Annotated in this window: 15 protein-coding genes; 8 read left to right on the top strand and 7 right to left on the bottom strand. The window is 45.7% G+C overall.

Features of this window, described 5'->3' with window-relative positions; all coding sequences use genetic code 11:
* The first annotated feature begins 74 nt into the window (after positions 1-74).
* A complete protein-coding gene (locus LRP49_RS19525; protein WP_274144155.1) occupies positions 75-767 on the top strand; it encodes a ribonuclease T2 family protein in 693 nt (230 codons plus the stop codon).
* Here LRP49_RS19525 and LRP49_RS19520 read toward each other — a convergent pair.
* Together LRP49_RS19520 and LRP49_RS19515 are read right to left on the bottom strand one after the other, a co-directional pair.
* Positions 764-2,389, bottom strand: a complete 1,626-nt coding sequence (locus tag LRP49_RS19520) for an MFS transporter (protein WP_274144153.1) — start codon at positions 2,387-2,389, stop codon at positions 764-766. The genes LRP49_RS19525 and LRP49_RS19520 overlap by 4 nt on opposite strands.
* Positions 2,390-2,697: 308 nt before the next feature.
* Entirely contained in the window at positions 2,698-3,639 is a 942-nt protein-coding gene (locus tag LRP49_RS19515) for an alpha/beta fold hydrolase (RefSeq protein ID WP_274144152.1), read from the bottom strand.
* A 729-nt stretch (positions 3,640-4,368) separates the two neighbouring features.
* Between LRP49_RS19515 and LRP49_RS19510 the strand changes: the two genes are divergently transcribed.
* Positions 4,369-6,192, top strand: coding sequence for a M28 family peptidase (locus LRP49_RS19510; RefSeq protein WP_274144150.1), 1,824 nt, complete (start codon positions 4,369-4,371; stop codon positions 6,190-6,192).
* A 64-nt stretch (positions 6,193-6,256) separates the two neighbouring features.
* Here LRP49_RS19510 and LRP49_RS19505 read toward each other — a convergent pair whose 3' ends face one another.
* Entirely contained in the window at positions 6,257-7,207 is a 951-nt protein-coding gene (locus tag LRP49_RS19505; RefSeq protein WP_274144148.1) for an AraC family transcriptional regulator, read from the bottom strand.
* Positions 7,208-7,306: 99 nt separating this feature from the next.
* Between LRP49_RS19505 and LRP49_RS19500 the strand changes: the two genes are divergently transcribed.
* Together LRP49_RS19500 and LRP49_RS19495 are read left to right on the top strand one after the other, a co-directional pair.
* Positions 7,307-7,933, top strand: a complete 627-nt coding sequence (locus tag LRP49_RS19500) for a cytochrome P460 family protein (RefSeq protein ID WP_274144146.1) — start codon at positions 7,307-7,309, stop codon at positions 7,931-7,933.
* Between the two features lie 10 nt (positions 7,934-7,943).
* Positions 7,944-8,492, top strand: coding sequence for a cytochrome P460 family protein (locus LRP49_RS19495; RefSeq protein WP_274144145.1), 549 nt, complete (start codon positions 7,944-7,946; stop codon positions 8,490-8,492).
* 39 nt (positions 8,493-8,531) lie between these two features.
* Here the strand turns inward: LRP49_RS19495 and uraH are convergent, their stop codons facing one another.
* Positions 8,532-8,885, bottom strand: coding sequence for a hydroxyisourate hydrolase (gene uraH / locus LRP49_RS19490; protein WP_274144144.1), 354 nt, complete (start codon positions 8,883-8,885; stop codon positions 8,532-8,534).
* 238 nt (positions 8,886-9,123) lie between these two features.
* Positions 9,124-10,335 (bottom strand): MFS transporter, encoded by a 1,212-nt coding sequence (locus LRP49_RS19485; protein WP_274144142.1) that lies wholly within the window; start codon positions 10,333-10,335, stop codon positions 9,124-9,126.
* A 1,266-nt stretch (positions 10,336-11,601) separates the two neighbouring features.
* On the opposite strand from LRP49_RS19485, the gene potE reads away from it, so the two are divergent.
* Entirely contained in the window at positions 11,602-12,936 is a 1,335-nt protein-coding gene (gene potE / locus LRP49_RS19475; RefSeq protein WP_274144139.1) for a putrescine-ornithine antiporter, read from the top strand.
* A gap of 260 nt (positions 12,937-13,196) precedes the next feature.
* Positions 13,197-15,494: an arginine decarboxylase gene (gene adiA, locus LRP49_RS19470; RefSeq protein ID WP_274144137.1), complete on the top strand. Its 2,298-nt coding sequence runs from the start codon at positions 13,197-13,199 to the stop codon at positions 15,492-15,494.
* A gap of 70 nt (positions 15,495-15,564) precedes the next feature.
* Here adiA and LRP49_RS19465 read toward each other — a convergent pair whose 3' ends face one another.
* Positions 15,565-16,452 (bottom strand): sulfotransferase family protein, encoded by an 888-nt coding sequence (locus tag LRP49_RS19465; protein WP_274144136.1) that lies wholly within the window; start codon positions 16,450-16,452, stop codon positions 15,565-15,567.
* 194 nt (positions 16,453-16,646) lie between these two features.
* Positions 16,647-17,363: a type 1 glutamine amidotransferase gene (locus tag LRP49_RS19460; RefSeq protein ID WP_274144134.1), complete on the bottom strand. Its 717-nt coding sequence runs from the start codon at positions 17,361-17,363 to the stop codon at positions 16,647-16,649.
* A gap of 383 nt (positions 17,364-17,746) precedes the next feature.
* On the opposite strand from LRP49_RS19460, the gene uvrY reads away from it, so the two are divergent.
* Complete coding sequence (uvrY, locus tag LRP49_RS19455) at positions 17,747-18,391, top strand: UvrY/SirA/GacA family response regulator transcription factor (RefSeq protein WP_067409937.1); 645 nt, start codon at positions 17,747-17,749, stop codon at positions 18,389-18,391.
* 6 nt (positions 18,392-18,397) lie between these two features.
* Positions 18,398-20,233: an excinuclease ABC subunit UvrC gene (uvrC, locus tag LRP49_RS19450; protein WP_274144247.1), complete on the top strand. Its 1,836-nt coding sequence runs from the start codon at positions 18,398-18,400 to the stop codon at positions 20,231-20,233.
* The last annotated feature ends 32 nt before the right edge of the window (positions 20,234-20,265 follow it).

Here is a 20,265-nt window from a genome sequence, read left to right as displayed (position 1 = left end):
TTAATGTGACTTTTTGAGGCAGCGAGGCTATCTTTCCGCGCAAAGAGACTGCCGAAAAACGTTGAGGAGAATACGTGGCTGCTTTACTCAGGAACCTATTGAGACATTGTTTGCTCTCTGGATTTATTCTGGCCAGCATTGGGTCATCTGTTGCTGCAGAAAGATACGACAACGGAAGCTGTAATATCGATGCAGGGGTGCTTAACAAGCAGTACGACAATCGGTTGGACTACCAAAATAAACACACTGATACGGATTTCTTTCTGCTGGTGTACTCAAATTCACCGCGCTTTTGTGAGTATATGGCGCGAAAGAAACGCGATCGTGGTGTGAAGTTTCAATGTCAGTCAGATAATGAATTTGGCTGGGTTATCCACGGTTTGTGGGGGGAGTCAGAAAAGGCGTACAAGTCCGGTAATAACAAAGGTCATCCTCGATTTTGTAAAGGCGATTTGAAGCCCTTGCCCTTGGAAACAATCAAACCCTATTTGTGTATGAGTCCCGGTACCAAATTGCTGCAGGGGCAGTGGGAAAAACATGGTGCCTGCGACTTTGATGACCCTGAGGAGTACTTTGACAAAACATTGTCATTGGCCCAGCAGTTTACTGTACCACCGGGCGAACTCAGTGCTAAACGCGCTGTGCGCTGGATGCGTGAAAAAAACCCCGAACTCAAACACATTTGGCTTCACCAAACTCGCCATGAGTTCGGTATTTGTTTTGATAAGCAGTTCAATGTGATGTCTTGTCCAAGGAAAGGACGCTAACGGTTTCCTTTCTCACCGGTGTTTTTATCATCGGACTGATAGGTAATCTCGTCTAGCAGTTCGGTGATTTTTCTTCTTTCCTGCTCTGTCGCCCCGTCTAAAAGTGCTGATTCTAACAGCACGTTAATGCGCTCCTTTCGAAGGATAAACAAGTCATGCAGTGAATAGGCGACTTCTAAACGTCGTTTCGGGAATTGTGTGAGTAAGTGCGTGAGCATTTCTCCCGAGCGTTTGGGGTAGGCAAGCACAATATTCTTCGCCACGTCATTCGCATTCAACGAAGAACCTTCTAGGGCGAGCTTAAACAACAGACCCGGATTAGATGGGTTAAGGCCTAATGCCGCGATCAAGAGTTTTAACTCTGGGTTGGCTTTCTCGGTATCTTTAAAGTTAACCATAGGGTCAAGCTCAGACGCGCCGGGGATAGGCTGTACATTGACCTTGAATGACGTCGCTGCGGGCAGAGTTTCGGTGCGGACAAAGAGTTTTCGCACCATCAGGAACACCAAGACAAAGATGTGGACTGCGATGATGTAGTAGTAAAGCCAAACGACACTGAATTCAGACATGAGGAAGCTGGCAACGATTGGGCCGATGACGCCGCCGATACCCAGCAAAATTTGCATCATGCTGGTGGTGGGCATGGCTTCTTTTGGATCGATATGGTCGAAAACCTGCGTGACGGCCAATGGAAAAAGTGCCACGCCTGATCCGCCTGATACCCAAAACAGCACCGCGAGCAATTCAATGGGGTATGGGTAGAAGTTATCGAGCACGATCAAGCTGTTACTGATGATACCCATGAACATCAACCCTGATGCTACAAGGCGTTTGTCGAATCTGTCTGCAAGCCAACCTGCAGGAAACTGTGTAAGCAATCCGCCCATTTGGTAGGAGCCAAGGATCAGCGACAGCCAAACACCGGAGATCCCTTTGCTGTATGCATAAAGCGATATGAGCGAAACGCTTGCAGCATTGATAAGCCCTGCACAAAAACATGCCATGGTGCCAGATGGCGAATACTGCCAGAGCTTCTTAACTGAGATGGGAGATGCTCTTGCGGGTAACTCAGGCGCAGGAAGCCGGCTCATCGACATGATAATGAGTGAAAAGCACAAGAAGACCGAAATAAGTCCGAACAAGCGCGGGTCTTGCTCGTTAAAGGCACTAAAGAGAAACGGCGCGGTACCAAAACCTACTGCGAAACAGATTTGGTATGTGCCATACACTCTCCCTCGGTTACTTCTGTCACTGAGCACATTCAGCCAACTTTCTAAGGTAATGAATGAGGTCACATAGCAAAACCCCGCAATCATTCTCAGCAGTGCCGTTACCCATATATCGGTGTTATAGCTATGAAGAACGGACACGATGGATAGTGTTGCGGCCATAGAAGCAAATGCGCGAATGTGTCCGGCGCGAAGCACGGCTCTGGAACCAAACAATCCTGCACAAATTGCCCCAACCGCAAACATACTCATGGCTAGGCCGATGTCGGCAGTCTCGTACCCGTCCTCCTTCATGCGTATGGGAAGCATGATGAAAAAGAGATTGTGGCTAATAGCAAAGCCGAAAATGGTAAACAGGATCGGCCTAATGCGCAGAAAAATACTCGGTTTCATATCCTTGAAGTTAAGCTGACTATGTTGCAAACCGACAAGTAACAAGACGCAAACCAAAGGAAGAGTTGCGTGTATACATTGCCACTTTTAGCGTTTTAGGGAATAAAGCAATCGAAAGATTGCAATTTGGATATTAGGTTATCATCCAGAGCCATCAGACAAGCGAGGAGTGAAGGGCTATAAACCAAAACTCTCGTAAACTACACACAGTTCCCAATCATGAAAGATGACACTTTTCTTTCATTTAGCAGAGCTTTGTCTCTGAGAGATGCAGAATATGGGATTAAAGTGAGTTAACCCGCTAAAAACTACTGTGTTGAGCATTGAATAAAATTGAGATAGATCTTTGCTGTGTTCGACGGAGATTCGATCATGGGCAAATGCCCCATGTTTTTCATAACCTCTGCTTTGGCATTAGGAATCGATGATTGAAGAATGCTGGCTCCTTTTGGGTGCAATATCCGGTCGCTATCTCCCCAGATGATCAATACAGGTTTTTGTATAGACCTGAGAACAACATCTAAAGGATCGCTAAAATGCGGTTGGCCATTGGACATAGCATGGATGTCTTGAAATATTTTTTCATGAAGTGGAAAGTCTTCCTGTGCTTGCTTGGCTAACTCTTCAACAACAAAACTGGGGATAAAAGGCACTTTGTAAAACGCAAAGGCAAGCAGCTCTCGGTATTGCTTACTGTCTCCGACCAGTACTTTTGGTCTTTGATGTTGGCGAAGCATTGCAAACATCTCACTGTCTGGCGAAGAGGCAATGCCCAGAGGGTTCAGTAAGCCCACGCTAATCACTTTATCTGCATGCTGGACGGCATAATTGCCGGCGAGATACCCACCCATTGAATTTCCGCCAATATGGAATTCATCAAGGTTTATTGCCGAAGCAAATTGGTGAAGCCGCGTTACTTGGTCGCTAATGCCGTAATCGAGGTCTGGATTTTTCACGCTTTCACCAAAGCCGGGGAGATCTGGTGCAACGACGTGGTATCGGTGGGTAAGGTGTTTCGCCATTCGTACCCAGTTATCTTTGTCAGCGCCAAACCCATGCAACATAAGTAGCGTTTGCCCAGAGCCACCTTCGAGATAAACGATCTCCCCATCATCAATTGAAACGCTTTTACGAGTGAGCTTTGCAAGATGTCGCTCGGTGTTAACTGCGCTATGAAAAAGTGTGCGATTGGGTATCAACATATAGAGGATGATGAGTAAAAGCAGAATGGAACCGATAGCAAACAACATGTTCGTTTCTCCAGCGTACAAATTTTTCCGTTGTCTTATATACCCAAGCGTGGATAAGAGTATAGGCGGTTCATGGTGGATTTGGCTGTGTCTTATTGGCAGAAAGACGTCAGAGCTTGGCAAGGGATATGCCAAATTCTCGCATTAAGCCTTGGCTAATTGTCCTATCTGATATTAACCCAAATAAAATGGCGATGTTGTTCATTGAATCGCTGGCATAGCGAAACGCAGGGGAGATTCTCATACTATTTTAGTATGAAAGGTTGATGCCGCTTTCTAAAGTATCCTACGCGTTGATTTTTTGAACCTGTGTGTAATTGCCTATAAAGAATCCCAGACACGGAATCTCGAATAAGAGACTGAAAGTGGTAATGAATGCCTAGTTTGCTTTGCGTTTTTGAGGTCGAGGCCACCAAGTGTCTGCATCACTATTCATTAGATGTTAAAGATAATTGTTGATGTTGGATATTTATATTGAGGTTTTTTCTGTTCTGTTTAAATAACTATCGATAAGAAGTGGAGTTAATTGCTTAAGGTCTTATTTACACATTGATGCCAATTAATAAGAGAGTGTACAAACATTGGTAATGATATCGATGGTTAGTATTTCCGTACAACTCAGTTAATTTGTGAGAGAACACCTACTTTTTGGGGTTTAATTATTTTTGGTTCTGGTTGGTTTTTATTTTGAATGATTGACTAGTTACGTCATATAAAAGGACAGTTTCTATGAATACATTCAAGTTAAACGTAAAGAAAGCCACCGTTATTGCGGTGAGTGCTGTTTTACTCACGGGTTTCGCAGGTTGTGAAGATCCGCGTTGGGTAGCGAAAAAGGTCAGTAAATCGATTAAAGAAAAAAGGTTAGTCGATCATCTGGAAGCGATGGAGGGAGCGGCAGTTGCGACCGAAGACGGTAACTCCACTACGCGTGCAGCGGGAACAGACGGGTACGCAAACTCTGTTGATTACATTAAGCGAAAGTTAGAAAAACATGGTTATGAGGTTACCTTACAACCGTTTGATTTTCGAAGCTGGGTGGAGTTAGACGGGACAACGCTGACCGTAAACGATCAAACGCTGGTACATGTGCGTGATGCAACAGACGATATTCCCGCCGACTATGCAGCCATGTCGTACTCTGGAAGTTCTGATGGAGCATTGAATGCTGAAATTGCCTTTGTAACACCCGATTTTGATTTCGATTCAGCAGACTATGATGATACGGATGGTTGTACAGCGTCAGATTTTGACGGTGTTGATGTCGCAGGGAAAGTGGCCGTCATTCAACGCGGTGGGTGTACATTTGATGCCAAAGTTGTCAATGCTGAAGCCGCGGGAGCGGTGGGGGCAATAGTCTTCAACCAAGGCAACAGTGACGGCAGAAAAGGCGTTGTAAATGGTACCTTGGGCAGCGATTCAGAGGCTACTATTCCGGCGTTTGGTGCGAGGTACGATCTGGGTAAAGCGTGGTATGACGCATTACAAGGTGGTGGTGATTCCATCGCGGCTGCGTTGAGTATTGGCGTCAAAGATGAAGTAGTGGTGACGCAAAATGTCCTCGCAGAAACTGCGCGAGGTAACCCTGATAAAATTGTTATGTTGGGTGCACACTTGGATTCGGTGCCGGAAGGGCCGGGCATCAATGATAACGGTTCTGGCACTGCGGGTGTACTTGAGTACGCCATACGTCTGAAAAAGAAACTGAATCGTTTGCCAGTTCACCAGAAAAACAAAGTACGTTTCGCGTGGTGGGCTGCTGAAGAAGCGGGTTTGGTGGGTTCTGAGTACTACACCAACGAAGTGTTCGGTGCGTACTATCAAGACGCGCAGACGCAAATCATGGAAGAACTCGGCATTACAGACCCTGGCGAGCTGACTGCTGAACATCGAGAATTGATTGAAGCGAGATACCTAGAAATCAATCCAGTTAAAATGTACTTAAACTTCGACATGATAGGCTCACCAAATTATATCTATGGCGTGATGGATGGTGATTTGTCTGATACCAAAGACAGTCCTGACAATGCCTACCCTGGTGACTTTGAGCCACCTGAAGGTACGTCACACATCGAAGGGATGTTTAACGAATTCTTCACCAAGAAAAACGAGTCGACAGTTCCTCAAGCACTCTCCAAGCGTTCGGATTACTCGGGCTTTGCTGACTGGGGAATCGCGTTTGGCGGATTGTTTACAGGTGCTGAGAAACTTAAATCAGCGGAAGAAGTTGAACAGTTTGGTGGAGAAGTCGACGTTGCATACGACAAATGTTATCACCAAGCGTGTGATGACTTGAACAATGTTGCCAACGAGGCACTGACGATGAACTCCCGCGCTCTGGCATATGTGGCGACATTCTATGCGATGAGTGATGACCTTTACGCTGATACGCGAAATGAAACCCCGGCACCAGAACAAAGAACGCTACGCACTTTGTCAGTGGATGATGGGCACGAGCATGAGCATCGAATCGGCGAGAAAATCAAGTCGGCTTCGCGCGAAGTGGCAGATCATGGTCACTTCCATGGTGACTTCGACCAAGATAGAGAGTAATCGACGTCTAACACGTCACTCTTGAAACCTTAGAAACGTGAAAGAGAGGAGCCTTCGGGCTCCTTTATTTGTTGGGGTTAGATGGTGATGACAAGTTTCGAATGTCGGCAGGTGATAGCCCCAATTCTCGAACCAGCGAGCGACTTAATGTTCGCCCAGATGTAAACCCCAGCGAAACTGCAATTTTGTCCATTGAGTCATTGGTATAGCGCAATGCGTGGTATGCCTTTAAGCGTCGCCAGTGATTTAAATAGGCCATAGGGGCCATTCCCATAGCGTCTTGAAAATGTCGAACCAATGTGGCTTTAGACATGCCAACACCTCGACCCAGTTCTTCGAGGGTCCAATCATTAGCGGGATTTTCATGGAGCAATGTCAGTGCTTGATGAATGCGCTTGTCGCGAATGGCACGAAGAAAACCAAAGGTTTCATGATGTTCATCGACATGGAACTGTAAAAGCTTCAAAAAAAGCACTTCAGTCAATCTGTCTGCCATTGGACTATTGATAGTCTCTGCTTCACGTATCTCCGCATCAATCAATTGGACTAATCGCCAGAGAGTGCTGTCGTGTTCTATGCCTTCCACATGAATCACGCTGGGCAATGCGTCCATGATGGGGTGGCTTAACCCCTCATCGAATTGCACCATGCCGCAGATCAGCTTATGTGTTGTTGGGCCGTGTTGGAAAAGCGGTGATTTAAGCTCACAGGCGTTTACAGCACGTTCGCTTGGCGTTTTGGGGTTGTTGGGGTCATCCGCTATCCAGTGGGCGTCGCCATTGGGAAGCAGAAAAATGTCCATTTCCTTGGCTCTTAGGAACGCATCTTGGTCGGTCCCCACGTAGCATTCGCCATGAAGGGTGATATGAAATCGTGGGTACCCCAATTTTTCAAGCAATATTCCCCAAGGTGCACTTAGGGCTGAACTGAAAAAAATGGTGCCGCGAAACTTAAGTGTTTCAAGGATATCGGCAAGCAAATTGAAGGTTTGTTGGTGTTTGATTCTTTGGGGCACTGATGTGAGCCTTAGGGCGATAACTCTTGCCTCAACTGTAGCCTAGACTCAGGCCAAACGCTGGACTGTTGAGCGTTTTATTTGTAAGTGAGGTGAGAAATGCAAATCAAAAAAGCAATGTCGACATCAATTAACTCAAATACGATTGCTTCCTTGGTCTTTCTGAGTGCAGGACTGCTCTCGGCAAACGCCAATGCGGAAGAATTCTTCACAATTAAAGACGGAGAGCTACAAAGACCCACTGGTTACAGAGAGTGGGTTTATGTCGGTACGCCCGTTACCCCAAACGATATGAATAATGGGAAGGCAGCCTTTCCTGAGCATCACAATGTGTATATCGACCCCAAAAGCTGGGCGCATTGGAAAGAAACAGGTGAATTTCGTGATGGCACTATCATCATGAAAGAGTTGGTGAGCGTGGGAAGTAAAGCGGCGGTCAGCGGCAATGGCTATTTCCAAGGTGAATTCATTGGGCTAGAAGCGACGATTAAAAGTAAAAAACATAATCCGAATGAGCCGGGGAACTGGTCGTATTATAGCTTTTCAACGCCAGATCATGATGCGTTAACGGAAGTAGCAAAACCTTTTCCTGCGGCATCGTGCAATGCCTGCCATCAATCAGCGGCAGCAGATGACTTTGTGTTTACCCAGTACTATCCAGTGCTTCGAGCGGGGAAAGGAACGGGCGAAGAGGCTGCGGGTGGTTTTACATCGACGTTGAAGTAGGAGAGATGATATGAACAAATTCATTCGATATGTCGCACTCAGTGCCTCGGTCGCCGCCAGTGCGAGTGTTATTGCTGGAGGCAGTGAGTTGTCACCCTATGTCGATGAAAAAGGCGCGATCAGTTTTCCTGAGAACTTTAGGGATAACATGATGCATCTTGGATCTTGGTTTGTGCCAGAAGGTGGTGCAAGCGGCTTTCACGGTGTTTACACCGAGTCTTCATCGGTTGAGGCTTTTCGAAAAAACGGTGAATTTCCCGATGGAGCCACCCTTGTTAAAGAGCTCCGCGCGCATGCCACAGGGGATTTCACAACAGGCTCGGGTGTGAGTTATGAAACGGCAGATCTTAAGCAATGGTTTGTGATGGTTAAAGACAGTAAAAACCGCTTCTCGGACAGTAAAATATGGGGAGAAGGCTGGGGGTGGGCATTGTTTAAGCCCGGAGAACTGTCAAAAAATGCATCGACAGACTATCAAACGGACTGTCTTGGCTGTCATGTTCCTGCTAAAGAAACGGATTGGATATACACCCAAGCTTATCCCATTTTATTTGAATGATCCTTTTGCCAACATTTGCCAGCCTTCGGGCTGGCTTTTTTATTGGCCTCGATAAATGGAATAACTAAAGGGGGATACGAATAGGGGTAAGTGGATGTCTTGCTGGTGGTCAGAAATACCAAACCGAACGACAATTTCATCAAACAAGGGTATCGGGTCGAGTAAGGCGTCGATGCTCTTAAAATAGGGGGCGGTTTCAAAGACCATTTGGTATTGGCCGGACATTAATGCCATGTCCTCTAGCAGAGGGGCATCTGTTTCTCCTATAGCGTTGGTTGACGTGGTCAGTAATGGCGTGAGGCCTGTCTCGTCAATACGGTAGAGCGATATTTTGACCCCTGCGGCGGGTTTGCCTCGGGATGTGTCTTGAACAAGCGTGGTCAGTTTCCCCATGAGCACCAGCCTTTGTCTTTTTCATCGCGTGTTGAACGTTATCGTATTCTTACAAGCTAGCATTCTATTAGCGTACTACGCATTTCAAACGATTAAAGTTTGAACAAAAACAGATATCTAATGTGTTTTGATTTTAGTTGGGGAGTTAACAGATAGTCATTCGGTAAACGAAGAGAAGAATGAAGAGGGGAAGAAAGAAAAAAAACAGGCGTCGAAACGCCTGTCATATAGGAAGCGATTACGCCGTTGCAGGTGTTGCAACACGCACCAATGGTTTGTCGTTGATCGGCAAGTGGAGCAGTGCTGCCGCTACAGCGAGAACAACCGATGCCCACCAAATAGGTTCATAGGAGCCATAGTAATCGAATACTCGACCGCCTACCCATGCACCCAAGAAGCTACCGATTTGGTGAGTGAAAAACACCAAGCCGTAAAGTGTAGACATGTAACGTGGACCGAAGATCTGACGCACTAAACCTGAGGTTAACGGCACCGTACCTAACCAACAGAAGCCGATGGCTGCACCAAAGATAGTGGCTGATTCAGTGGTGAGTGGCAGCATCACAAACAAGGCCAATACCACCGCACGCATCATGTAGAGACTGGTCATGACAATGCGCTTATTGAAACGGTCGCCCATCAAGCCCCAGAAGTAGGATCCGAAAATATTAAAGATCCCCACATAAGCGAGGGCCATAGCAGCAACACCACCCGGTAATCCCTTATCTGAAATGTAGCTAGGCAGGTGCGTTGCAATGAACATCACTTGGAAGCCACAGACAAAAAATCCAGCATGGATCAGCCAGTAGCCTGGGTGCTTGAAGGCTTCTTGCAAAGCCTCTTTCAGTGTTTGATTGTCTTCAGCAGCCGAGACGGTGGAATTCTTGGCTGAAGTTTTCATAAAGACAGAGAAGGCAATCATCAAGGTACAAACCATTGCAAATACTTGCATGGCAGTTTGCCAATCGTAGTTAGCCAATAATGATTGTGCGCCAGGGATCACGGCAAACATACCGAATGAACCCATTGCCGTTGTCAGGCCAAACGCTTTTGCGGTGTGTTCAGCGGGTACCACTTTTGCCACCGCACCTAACACAATCACGTAGCTTGTCGCACTCAAGCCCAAACCAATCAAAATACCCATAGACAGGTAAAGCACACCGGTACTTGTCGCAATAGATGTCAGGTAAAGACCAAGTGCATACGCCACACCGCCTGCAGCGATGATGCGTTTTGCGCCGAAGCGATCAGCCGCCATGCCTATAAAAGGTTGGAACGCGCCAAACATGAGGTTTTGCAGGGCGATAGCTAGACTAAAGAACTCACGACCAGACTGAAAAGTGTCAGTAATTGGCATCATAAAGATACCGAAAGATTGCCTGATCCCTAGGCTAATAATCAACGTGCCTATTCCCAGCCAAACCAGCATTGGGAATCTGAAAATACTCATGAAACTACCTTAACGTGAGTGTTAGTGATGTTGGGATACGGAAGGCGTATTTGCTTCCATGTGTCCAGAAGGGTGTGTGGAGTGGCGTTGATGACATCCACCGTCAACTGCATATTCACTTAACGCACTTCTTAGTGGTGCGCAGTTGTGAACAAAGAACAGGGTGACAATCAGCACCAGGAGCCACCTAGCAATCTGAGCTGCAAGAGATTGAGAAAACATATAGGCCTCTGGGATGACAGACGCGCGTAATGTAGGTTTATCAAGAGCATGAAACAAGTGAATAAAATGCAAAAACCTCATGCGTATTATGCATACATTGATCATAACCTCGTCAAAACAACAAGATGAATCTATTCATATGTTTAGCGAGTGCCAGTGGGTGGTGAAATGTTGCGCATAGTTCATGCCAAGGGTGCCTCACTGATAGATAAATCACCCCTGCCAAACAAAAACGATAAATTTCTTAAATGCATGAAACACCATAAATTTTGCGTATTCATGAAGTGGGTACAAACGTTTCCCTGCGGGTGACTGTCGTCATGAGTGATAGATTTCGGTCACCTAACGCATTGATTTACCGACATTGTGTGACGAGTGTCAAAGTTTTAAGAGGGAGGAGGCGAGTCGTGAATGGACACAAGGGTACTAATGAATAGTGATTTAAATGCTTACAATAAAAATGATTTATGAAACGGATGATTGCATTTTTAGGGGTTTAAAAAAATCGAAAAAAGAGAAAAATAGCCTCCATCGAATAGAGCGGTACGGTCTAAACGATTGATACCCAATCAACCTGAAGATGCAGGATTCAGCGAGATTGAATGGGGTTGTGATTGCGGCGTCCCTTTGTAGGTGTAGTCATCTACATCAAAAAGGGTCAACAAAGAGCACAGCGTCAGTCAACTCGCCCGAAGGGAGAGCCTTAATACGCTCACTTCTTCGTTAATTTTCCCTGAAATAGAATGACTATTCCTAGGAAAAATTGCCTTGAATTGAACGTATTTAGGCCCTCTGAATTCAAGCATCTTCAAGTTGTTTGGGTATGATGAATATGTTTTTAGTGAAGAAAAACATATTCATTAATGGATGCATTCACACGATATATCCATTGTGAATATTTCTGTAGTAAGAGCAGATTAGTTATTTCTGAATTATCACCAATATCAAATTAAGCCCTTTGACAATACAGTTGCCACGGAATTGGCATTGCTATTTAAAAAACAAGTTTATTTGTCTATCTCGTCTGAATTGAGGGTTAAATTAATGTCTTCAGATGCCAGTAGTAAAAAAATGGGATTGGTTGGGCTAACCGTTCTCGTTGCTGTAAATATGATGGGCTCCGGTATTATTATGCTGCCAGCAAGTTTGGCGCAAGTCGGAACGATTTCTCTACTTTCATGGGTTATTACCGCAGCAGGTGCAATGTGTATTGCTTATACATTCGCAAAATGTGGTGCTTTCTGTAAACGTTCTGGTGGCATGTCAGCTTACTCAGAAGAAGCGCACGGAAAATCCTCCTTCTTTATTTCCTCATACACATATTACGTATGTCTGGTTATTAGCTGTGTGGCAATTGCAGTTTCAGCGGTAGGTTACATCAAACCGTTTATGCCTTGGCTAAACACCCCAGTACACACATTCTATGGTGTTGTTGCGATCTTGGTTGTCACTATGGTGGCTAACTTCGGTGGTCCAAAAATTACCGGTCAAATCTCATCATTCACTGTTTGGGGTATTATTCTGCCTGTGCTGGGCCTGTCTGTCATCGGCTGGTGGTGGTTCGATCCACAAACCTTTATGGCTGCTTGGAACCCACACCACGACACAACAATGCACTCAGTATCTTCTGGTATTGCACTGACATTGTGGGCATTCCTAGGTATTGAATCAGCGGGTGCGAACTCGGATGCTGTAGAAAACCCAGAACGTAACGTACCTCTTGCAGTACTGTTTGGTACAGGTTTCGCAGCGGTTGTTTACATTCTGTCTACCACCGTAATCCAAGGTATTATTCCTAACGCGGAACTGGCTCAATCTACAGCACCATTTGGTCTTGTATTCAGCGAAATGTTCAACCCAACAGTTGGTAACGTCGTTACTCTGGCAGCGGTTATTGCATGTATCGGTTCTCTGCTAGGTTGGCAGTTCACCAATGCGCAAGTATCTAAAGCAGCGGCTGATGAAGGTTTGTTCCCTAAAATCTTCGCGAAAACTAACAAAGCGGGTGCACCAATCATGGGTATGCTCATCATGCTTGCAGCAGAACTTGCTCTGGCCGTGATGACAATTTCTCCAAACTTGGTAAATCAGTTCAACGCGCTACTCAACCTTGCAGTATTCGTAAACATGGTGCCTTACATCCTGTCTATGACTGGTCTGGAAGTGATGCTACGTAAAAACAAAGTATCACCAGCGCAATATCGCCTCGGTGCGACAGTGGGTACTCTGGGTGTTATTTACAGCATCTACGGTGTGTACGCTTGTGGTGCGGAAGCAGTATTCGGCGGTACCATCCTGACTCTATTCGGTTATATCTTCTACGGCTTTATTGCTGCTCGAGATGTAAAACCTGAAGCAGATGTAAAAGCAAAAGCATAATAAGTGATATTTTCTCCCCAATTAAATAATCACTAAGCAAGAAGTAACGTAATAAATTTAATCGAATGGCTGGTCTTAATTATTCTCCTGTCATTGAGACTAGCCATTTGATTATCAAAAATCCGAGCGGGTGAGAGATACCCTCACCACTCAAAAAGAAATAACGTTAACCACTCTGCCTGACTTATTTATTTTTTAGATAAAAAAGCCATCCAAGCCGTTGACGCTGAAATTAGAAAATTACAAATTAGGTAATTATTATGAGCAACAACTTCAGCAAAATGCGCACTCTGGTTGTAGAGCCGCAAAATATCGATCCAAGCAGCTATGCTGCACGTACAACTCAATCTCTGATTGAAGAACTGACTCAACGTACTATCGATATCGTGACTGCAAAGTCATACGAAGATGCGAAAGCAGTTATCTTGGCGTCACAAATTGACAGCCTGGTACTGACCCTGGACAAATCTGAAGAACAAATCGTTCACTCTGAAGAAGAAATCGATCTGCTGAATACGCTGAAAGATCGCCAATCAGAAGTGCCAGTGTTCCTGCTTGCAGAACGCGCACGTACCTCAATTCTTGCTAACCGCAAACTGATGGAACGTGTTGACGAATGTTACTCTGTACTGGAAGACACCGCTGACTTCGTTGCGGGCCGTATCGTGGCTGCAATGCGACGTTACCGCGAACAAGTATTGCCACCGCTAATGAAAGCGATGATGCAATACAACGATATCCACGAGTATTCATGGTCTGCTCCAGGCCACCAAGGTGGTATCGGCTTCACCAAAACCCCTGCGGGTAATCAATTCCACCAGTTCTACGGTGAAAACCTGTTCCGTACCGATATGGGTATCGAGCGTGCAGCTCTGGGTTCACTGTTAGACCACACTGGCGCATTCAAAGACAGCGAAGTAGAAGCAGCTAAAGTATTCGGTGCTCACGAATCTTACTCTGGTATCGTTGGTACTTCAGGTTCAAACCGTACCATCATGCAAGCGTGTCTGAAAGACGACGATATTGCTATCATCGACCGTAACTGTCACAAATCCATTGAACAAGGCCTGATCCTGACTGGCGCACGTCCTGTTTACATGGCACCAACACGCAACTGCTACGGCATCATTGGTCCTATCAGCAAGTCAACCATGGCTGCTGCAAACATCGAGAAGATGATTGCAGAAGGCAAAATGACCAAAGATGCGAAAAACAAAAAACCAAAATACGCAGTAGTGACCAACTGTACATACGACGGTATGGTTTACAACTCAGAACACGCAGAATCTCTGCTGTCTGAAAGCTCTAACCGTATTCATATGGACGAAGCTTGGTTTGGTTATGCTCGCTTCAACCCTGTATACCAAGGCCACTTCGCAATGCGTGGTGACGCGAAAGACCACCAAGGTCCAACAGTATTCGCGACTCACTCAACCCACAAATTGCTGAATGCGCTATCTCAAGCATCATACATTCACGTTCGTAACGGTGAAGACGCCATCGATTTCGATCGCTTCAACCAAGCGTACATGATGCACACATCAACATCGCCACTGTATGCAATTTGTGCATCTAACGACGTTGCTGCAAACATGATGAAAGGCCAAAGCGGTCTGTCTCTGACTAACGAAGTAATCCGTGAAGCGGTTATCTTCCGTCAAAGCGTTCGTAAGTTGTTCAACGACTACACTGCTGATGGCGACTGGTTCTTCAAACCTTGGAATGCTGAGGTTGTAACCGAAACCAACGGCGACAAAGTGAAGTTCGAAGACGCATCTGTTGAGTCTCTGATGACAGTTCAGGATAACTGGAAACTGCACCCAGAAGACAAATGGCATGGTTTCGACAACATGGAAAACGACTGGTGTATGCTGGATCCAATCAAAGTTAGCTTGCTGACTCCGGGTCTGGATGACAAAGGTAACTTCCTTGAAAAAGGTGTACCTGCCGCACTGGTTAGCGCATACCTAGGTCGTTTCGGTATCGTACCTACCCGTACTACTGACTTCCAAGTAATGTTCCTGTTCTCAATGGGTATTACTAAAGGTAAACGTGACACATTGGTTAACACACTGCTGTCATTCAAACGTCACTACGACAAGAATGCGTCTCTGGAAACTATCCTTCCAGAACTCGTAGAAAGTGCACCAGAAGTTTACAAAGGTCTTGGCCTGCGTGACCTTGGCGACCGTATGTTCGAATACCTCGTTCGTCACAACCCAGCGCAAGTGTTGAACGAAGCATACTCAACACTGCCAGAAGTTGAACTGAAACCACGTACTGCATACCAACACATTGTTGCGAATGAAGTGGAACTGGTTCCTTCAGACAAACTGGAAGGCCGCGTTGCAGCGCACTCAGTGATCCCTTACCCACCAGGCATCCCAATGCTGATGGGTGGCGAGAACTTCGGTAGTGAAAGCAGCCCTCAAATCCAATACCTCAAAGCACTTGAGGCATGGGATGACGAGTTCCCAGGTTTCGAACACGAAACTGAAGGTGCGGAAAAAGAACACGGTAAATACCACGTTCTGTGTATTAAAACTGACGCGCTTTAAGTAAGTAAAAAATCAAACGCCTTCCCAAACGGAAGGCGTTTTTTTATGTCTGGCCAATTAGCTAAAAAGCTTATGGGGCAGGGCACCAGGTGTAGACGGTGTTGATGTCCGTCGCTGGCATTTTCAATACTTTATTACTGCATCTGATTTCGCTTCGTTTTAATGCACGCCCGACGTTTAAATCTGGGTCTAACTCCGCAAACTCAAGCAGGTTGAGTAAAACTTGCTGAGGGTTAGCAACAAAGTCTTCGTAATTGACCGTCAGTAGGTCAGCATTCACTTCTTCAATTTCTTGTCGTGTGGTTTGCAACAGCTTGTTCAATTGGAACGCAGTGCCCGCGACGGCGTGTTGTCTTAACAAGTCATATTGTGCCAACTCTTGCAAAGAATAAGCACCTCGCCACCACAACATACTCTTGCCCTGAAATTCCCACTCTTGGCTGGAAATGATGGAATTGACGGTGGAAGCGGGGTCACGCGTTACGTGAACAAATTTGGCATCAGGAAAGAGACTTTGCAAATAGCAAAGGCGCGCAGGCCCTGTGAATCTCAGTGCCAATCTTTCTTTTTCTGTACTTGCTACGCGCGCCTCTAGGATCTTGCTGATCTCAGAGATCTCCATGGGAGATGCAAGTTTTCCCCTTGCAAAACCACGATAGAAATCGACATCGTCACGAGTCATCAAATCCCAAAACAGCGTAGCTTCTGTGGGGGTTGGTGAAAAATCGTTTGCCAGTGCAGACATCAGTGAGTTGGTAGGGTAGTCGTTAGATTTCGAACGCCACTTGCTGGTGAATTTAAACAGCTTATGTTGAAAGTTGGATGTCGGGTGCTTCTCAAAGTTTTCATCCAACCAGCACAAAGCAGGGTGGTGAAAGACAATGTTTGAAATGAGGCTGACACCTGAACAAGGCGGGCCGACAAATATCAGTGGTTTTTTCAATGATGGCACGTTCATATCTGAAAACACTCCCTTCGCTGTATGACAAGGAGATAGCAATATGAATGCCAGTGTTAATGTGCTTATTAATCAATAGTATAAATAGGGACGCTATACGGTCTATAGAAATGATTTGCATATTGAAAACGCGGCATTTTTGTTATGCAAATCACGGTTTAAAGAAACGAATTGCATTCAAGGGGTAGAGAGGATTATAGCGACAAGATAAACCGTCGAATCAATCGCACTGCGCACTGACGGTCACCTTCCCCAAACAACTCTACCGTGCGTCTTGCTGAATTGACTTTTTCATCGCCAGCTTTTTCTCGTAAACGCTCTAACAATTGGATGATAAATGGCGCAGTGAATTCAGGGTGGCATTGCATCGTAAGAATTTGGCTTCCTTTCATCGTCATTGCTTGTGGGCAAAAGTCAGATGATGCAATCGTGGTGAAACTGTTTGCCGCAGCAACGACTTGGTCTTGGTGAACGGCGAGCAGTGAGAGCGACGCTGGGTCGTAGGGGGCGAACAAGTGACGACCTTTTTCTGTGACATCCAGAGCATAGAGACCCATTCCCCAGCCTTTGTGGGATTTTTCAACCGTGCCGCCCAGGGCGGAATGAATGATTTGATGGCCGAAGCAAATGCCGAGTAGTGGGTGGTGGTGTTTGTCGCACAATCGAATGAAGGTCGCGAGTGTTTCTATCCATGGGTCATTGTCATAGGCACTCCATTTGCTGCCAGTAATGACCCACACATCGCACTCTTCAGGCTGAGAGGGGAATTCCCCAAGAAAACACTTGTACGTCTGAGTGACATCAATTTCATCAATGGACAGCAGTCGTTTGAACGCGTCGTCATAGTGACCATATACAGGAATGGAGTCTTCGTAGTGATCGTCACAAAGCAAGATTCCTACGCTTTTCACTCGGCTTTCTCCCTTTGTTCACGCTGTTTGTGTAATAAAATTATGTAAGTAAAGAATAACGGAAACCGCAAGTGAGAAGATATTTTTCAAATTGCGTGTATTGATATGTATTAAGTATTGGACGAATTGTATTTATTTGGCAAATTAGTTGCTGCTTGTAACCATATGTTGTTATTGAAATTTTATTCTGTTTGAGGTTTTATGGACTAGATTTTATGACGTCACTGTATAAATAGTGACATATTAAAATGAAAAACATGCACTCTTACACAGATTCAACGTGTTCGGACTTTTATTGTTGGGTTAAACTCAAGTAAGATGCAGCACGAAGTCGAGCGCCATCGTGGCGCATGGCGAGCCAAAATCATAGTGGAGAAACAAGCTTGATTAGTGTTTTCCTTGTAGATGATCACGAGCTGGTTCGCACAGGGATACGTCGTCTTCTCGAAGACGAACGTGGTGTTAAAGTGGTAGGGGAAGCCGAAAGCGGTGAAGAAGCAGTCAAGTGGTGTCGTAGCAATCATGCGGACATTATCTTGATGGACATGAACATGCCTGGTATTGGTGGTTTAGAAGCTACGCGTAAACTCCTACGCTATAACCCCGACGCCAAGATTATTGTTCTTACAATTCATACTGAAAATCCATTTCCAACCAAAGTCATGCAAGCAGGAGCTGCTGGCTACCTTACAAAAGGTGCAGGTGCGAGTGAAATGGTTAATGCAATCCGCGCGGTTAACAGCGGACAGCGTTATATTTCGCCAGAGATTGCTCAACAAATGGCGTTGAGTCAGTTTTCTCCAGCGTCAGAAAATCCATTTAAAAATCTTTCTGAGCGAGAGCTTCAGATCATGATGATGATCACCAAAGGTCAAAAGGTGACGGATATTTCTGAACAATTGAACCTCAGTCCAAAAACAGTTAATAGCTATCGCTACAGGCTGTTTAGCAAACTGGGTATCAATGGTGACGTTGAGTTGACCCATTTAGCGATTCGTCATGGTATGCTAGACACAGAGACACTCTAATTACTTCTGTTCACTGTGTTTGATGCCAAAAATTTTCTAAAAACTGTTTCTGATAAACCGGGCGTCTATCGAATGATGGACGCTTCCGGTGAAATTATTTACGTCGGAAAAGCAAAGTCACTCAAAAAACGTCTTTCTAGCTACTTTAGAACGAATGTTTCGGGTGAGAAAACCCGTGCCTTGGTGAAAAACATCGCCAATGTAGAAGTGACGATCACGCACAGTGAAACCGAAGCACTTATCCTAGAGCACAATCTCATTAAGCAGCACTTGCCTAAATACAATGTGCTGCTTCGTGATGATAAATCCTATCCGTACATTTTCCTTTCTGCGTCAAAACATCCGAGATTGTCTATTCATCGTGGGGCGAAAAAGCGCAAAGGCGAGTACTTTGGGCCGTTTCCTGATGCTGGTGCAGTCAGGCAAAGTTTGTATCTTCTGCAGAAAATTTTTCCTGTTCGTCAGTGTGAAGACTCGGTGTATGCGAATCGCACACGTCCCTGCTTGATGTATCAAATTGGTCGTTGTGCAGGCCCCTGCGTGAAGGACATCATTTCTGATGACGATTACGCCGAACTTGTGAACTTCACTCGACTCTTCTTGCAAGGCAAAGATCGCCAAGTCATCTCGACGCTGGTAGAAAAAATGGAAGCGGCTAGTCAGTCTCTCGCTTTTGAAAAAGCGGCGGAATATCGCGACCAGATTCAAGCGTTGCGCCGCGTACAGGAACAGCAGTTTGTTTCCCAAAACAGCGATGACGATTTAGATGCCATCGGTGTATCTATTGAAAACGGCATTGCATGTATTCACGTATTGTTCCTTCGACAGGGCAAGGTACTGGGAAGCAGAAGCTATTTCCCCAAAATGCCTGCGAACACAGATATCAATGAGTTGATTTCCACCTTTATCGGCCAGTTTTATATCAATCAGGCGGAAGGTCGCACCATTCCAACCAGCATTTTGCTTGGGCAGGATATGGGTGAGGAGTTGGAATCACTGGCTAAAGCACTGTCCGAGATTGCAGGGCGCAAAGTGCACATTCAGAGTAAACCTCGCGGTGCTCGCGCGCGTTTCCTGAAATTGGCGCAAACCAATGCATCCACCGCGCTGACCAGTAAAATTAATCACAAGATGACGATTCATAACCGTTTCAATGTACTGATGGAAACCTTAGGTCTTGAGTCGGTAAAACGCATGGAATGTTTTGATATCAGCCATACCATGGGTGAGCAAACTGTCGCGTCTTGTGTGGTATTCAATCAGGACGGTCCAGTTAAACAGGAGTATCGGCGTTATAATATCACCGGTATTACGGGCGGCGATGATTACGCAGCGATGGCGCAGGTTTTAGAGCGTCGTTACGCGAAACAATCCGATCCGGAAAAAATCCCTGACATCATCTTAATTGATGGTGGTAAGGGACAGCTTAACAAGGCGTGGGATGTGGTTAGGCCGCTGTTAGCGGAATGGCCAAAGCACCCGCTCATGTTAGGTGTGGCGAAAGGCACCACACGTAAACCGGGTTTAGAAACGTTGATCAAAGTGACGGGAGAGGAGTTTTCGCTGCCTTCTGATTCACCAGCCCTGCATTTGATTCAACACATTAGGGACGAAAGTCATAACCATGCAATTTCTGGTCACCGAGCAAAACGTGCGAAAGCGCGCAAAAGCAGTGTGTTACAAGAAATTGAAGGTGTTGGACCAAAACGTCGACAGGCTTTGCTTAAATACATGGGCGGGATTCAGGAGCTTAAACGCGCTTCTGTTGAAGAAATAGCCAAAGTGCCCGGAATAAGCAGAGTTTTAGCAGAGAAAATTCATTCGTCGTTGCAACAGCAATGACTTTCGTCCACCATAGCGGTGTTACTCACCAA

Source organism: Enterovibrio qingdaonensis (assembly GCF_028683135.1).
In the GTDB taxonomy this organism is placed as follows: domain Bacteria; phylum Pseudomonadota; class Gammaproteobacteria; order Enterobacterales; family Vibrionaceae; genus Enterovibrio; species Enterovibrio qingdaonensis.
Note: the sequence above shows the minus strand (reverse complement) of the source record. Positions and strands in the feature narration are given on the sequence as shown.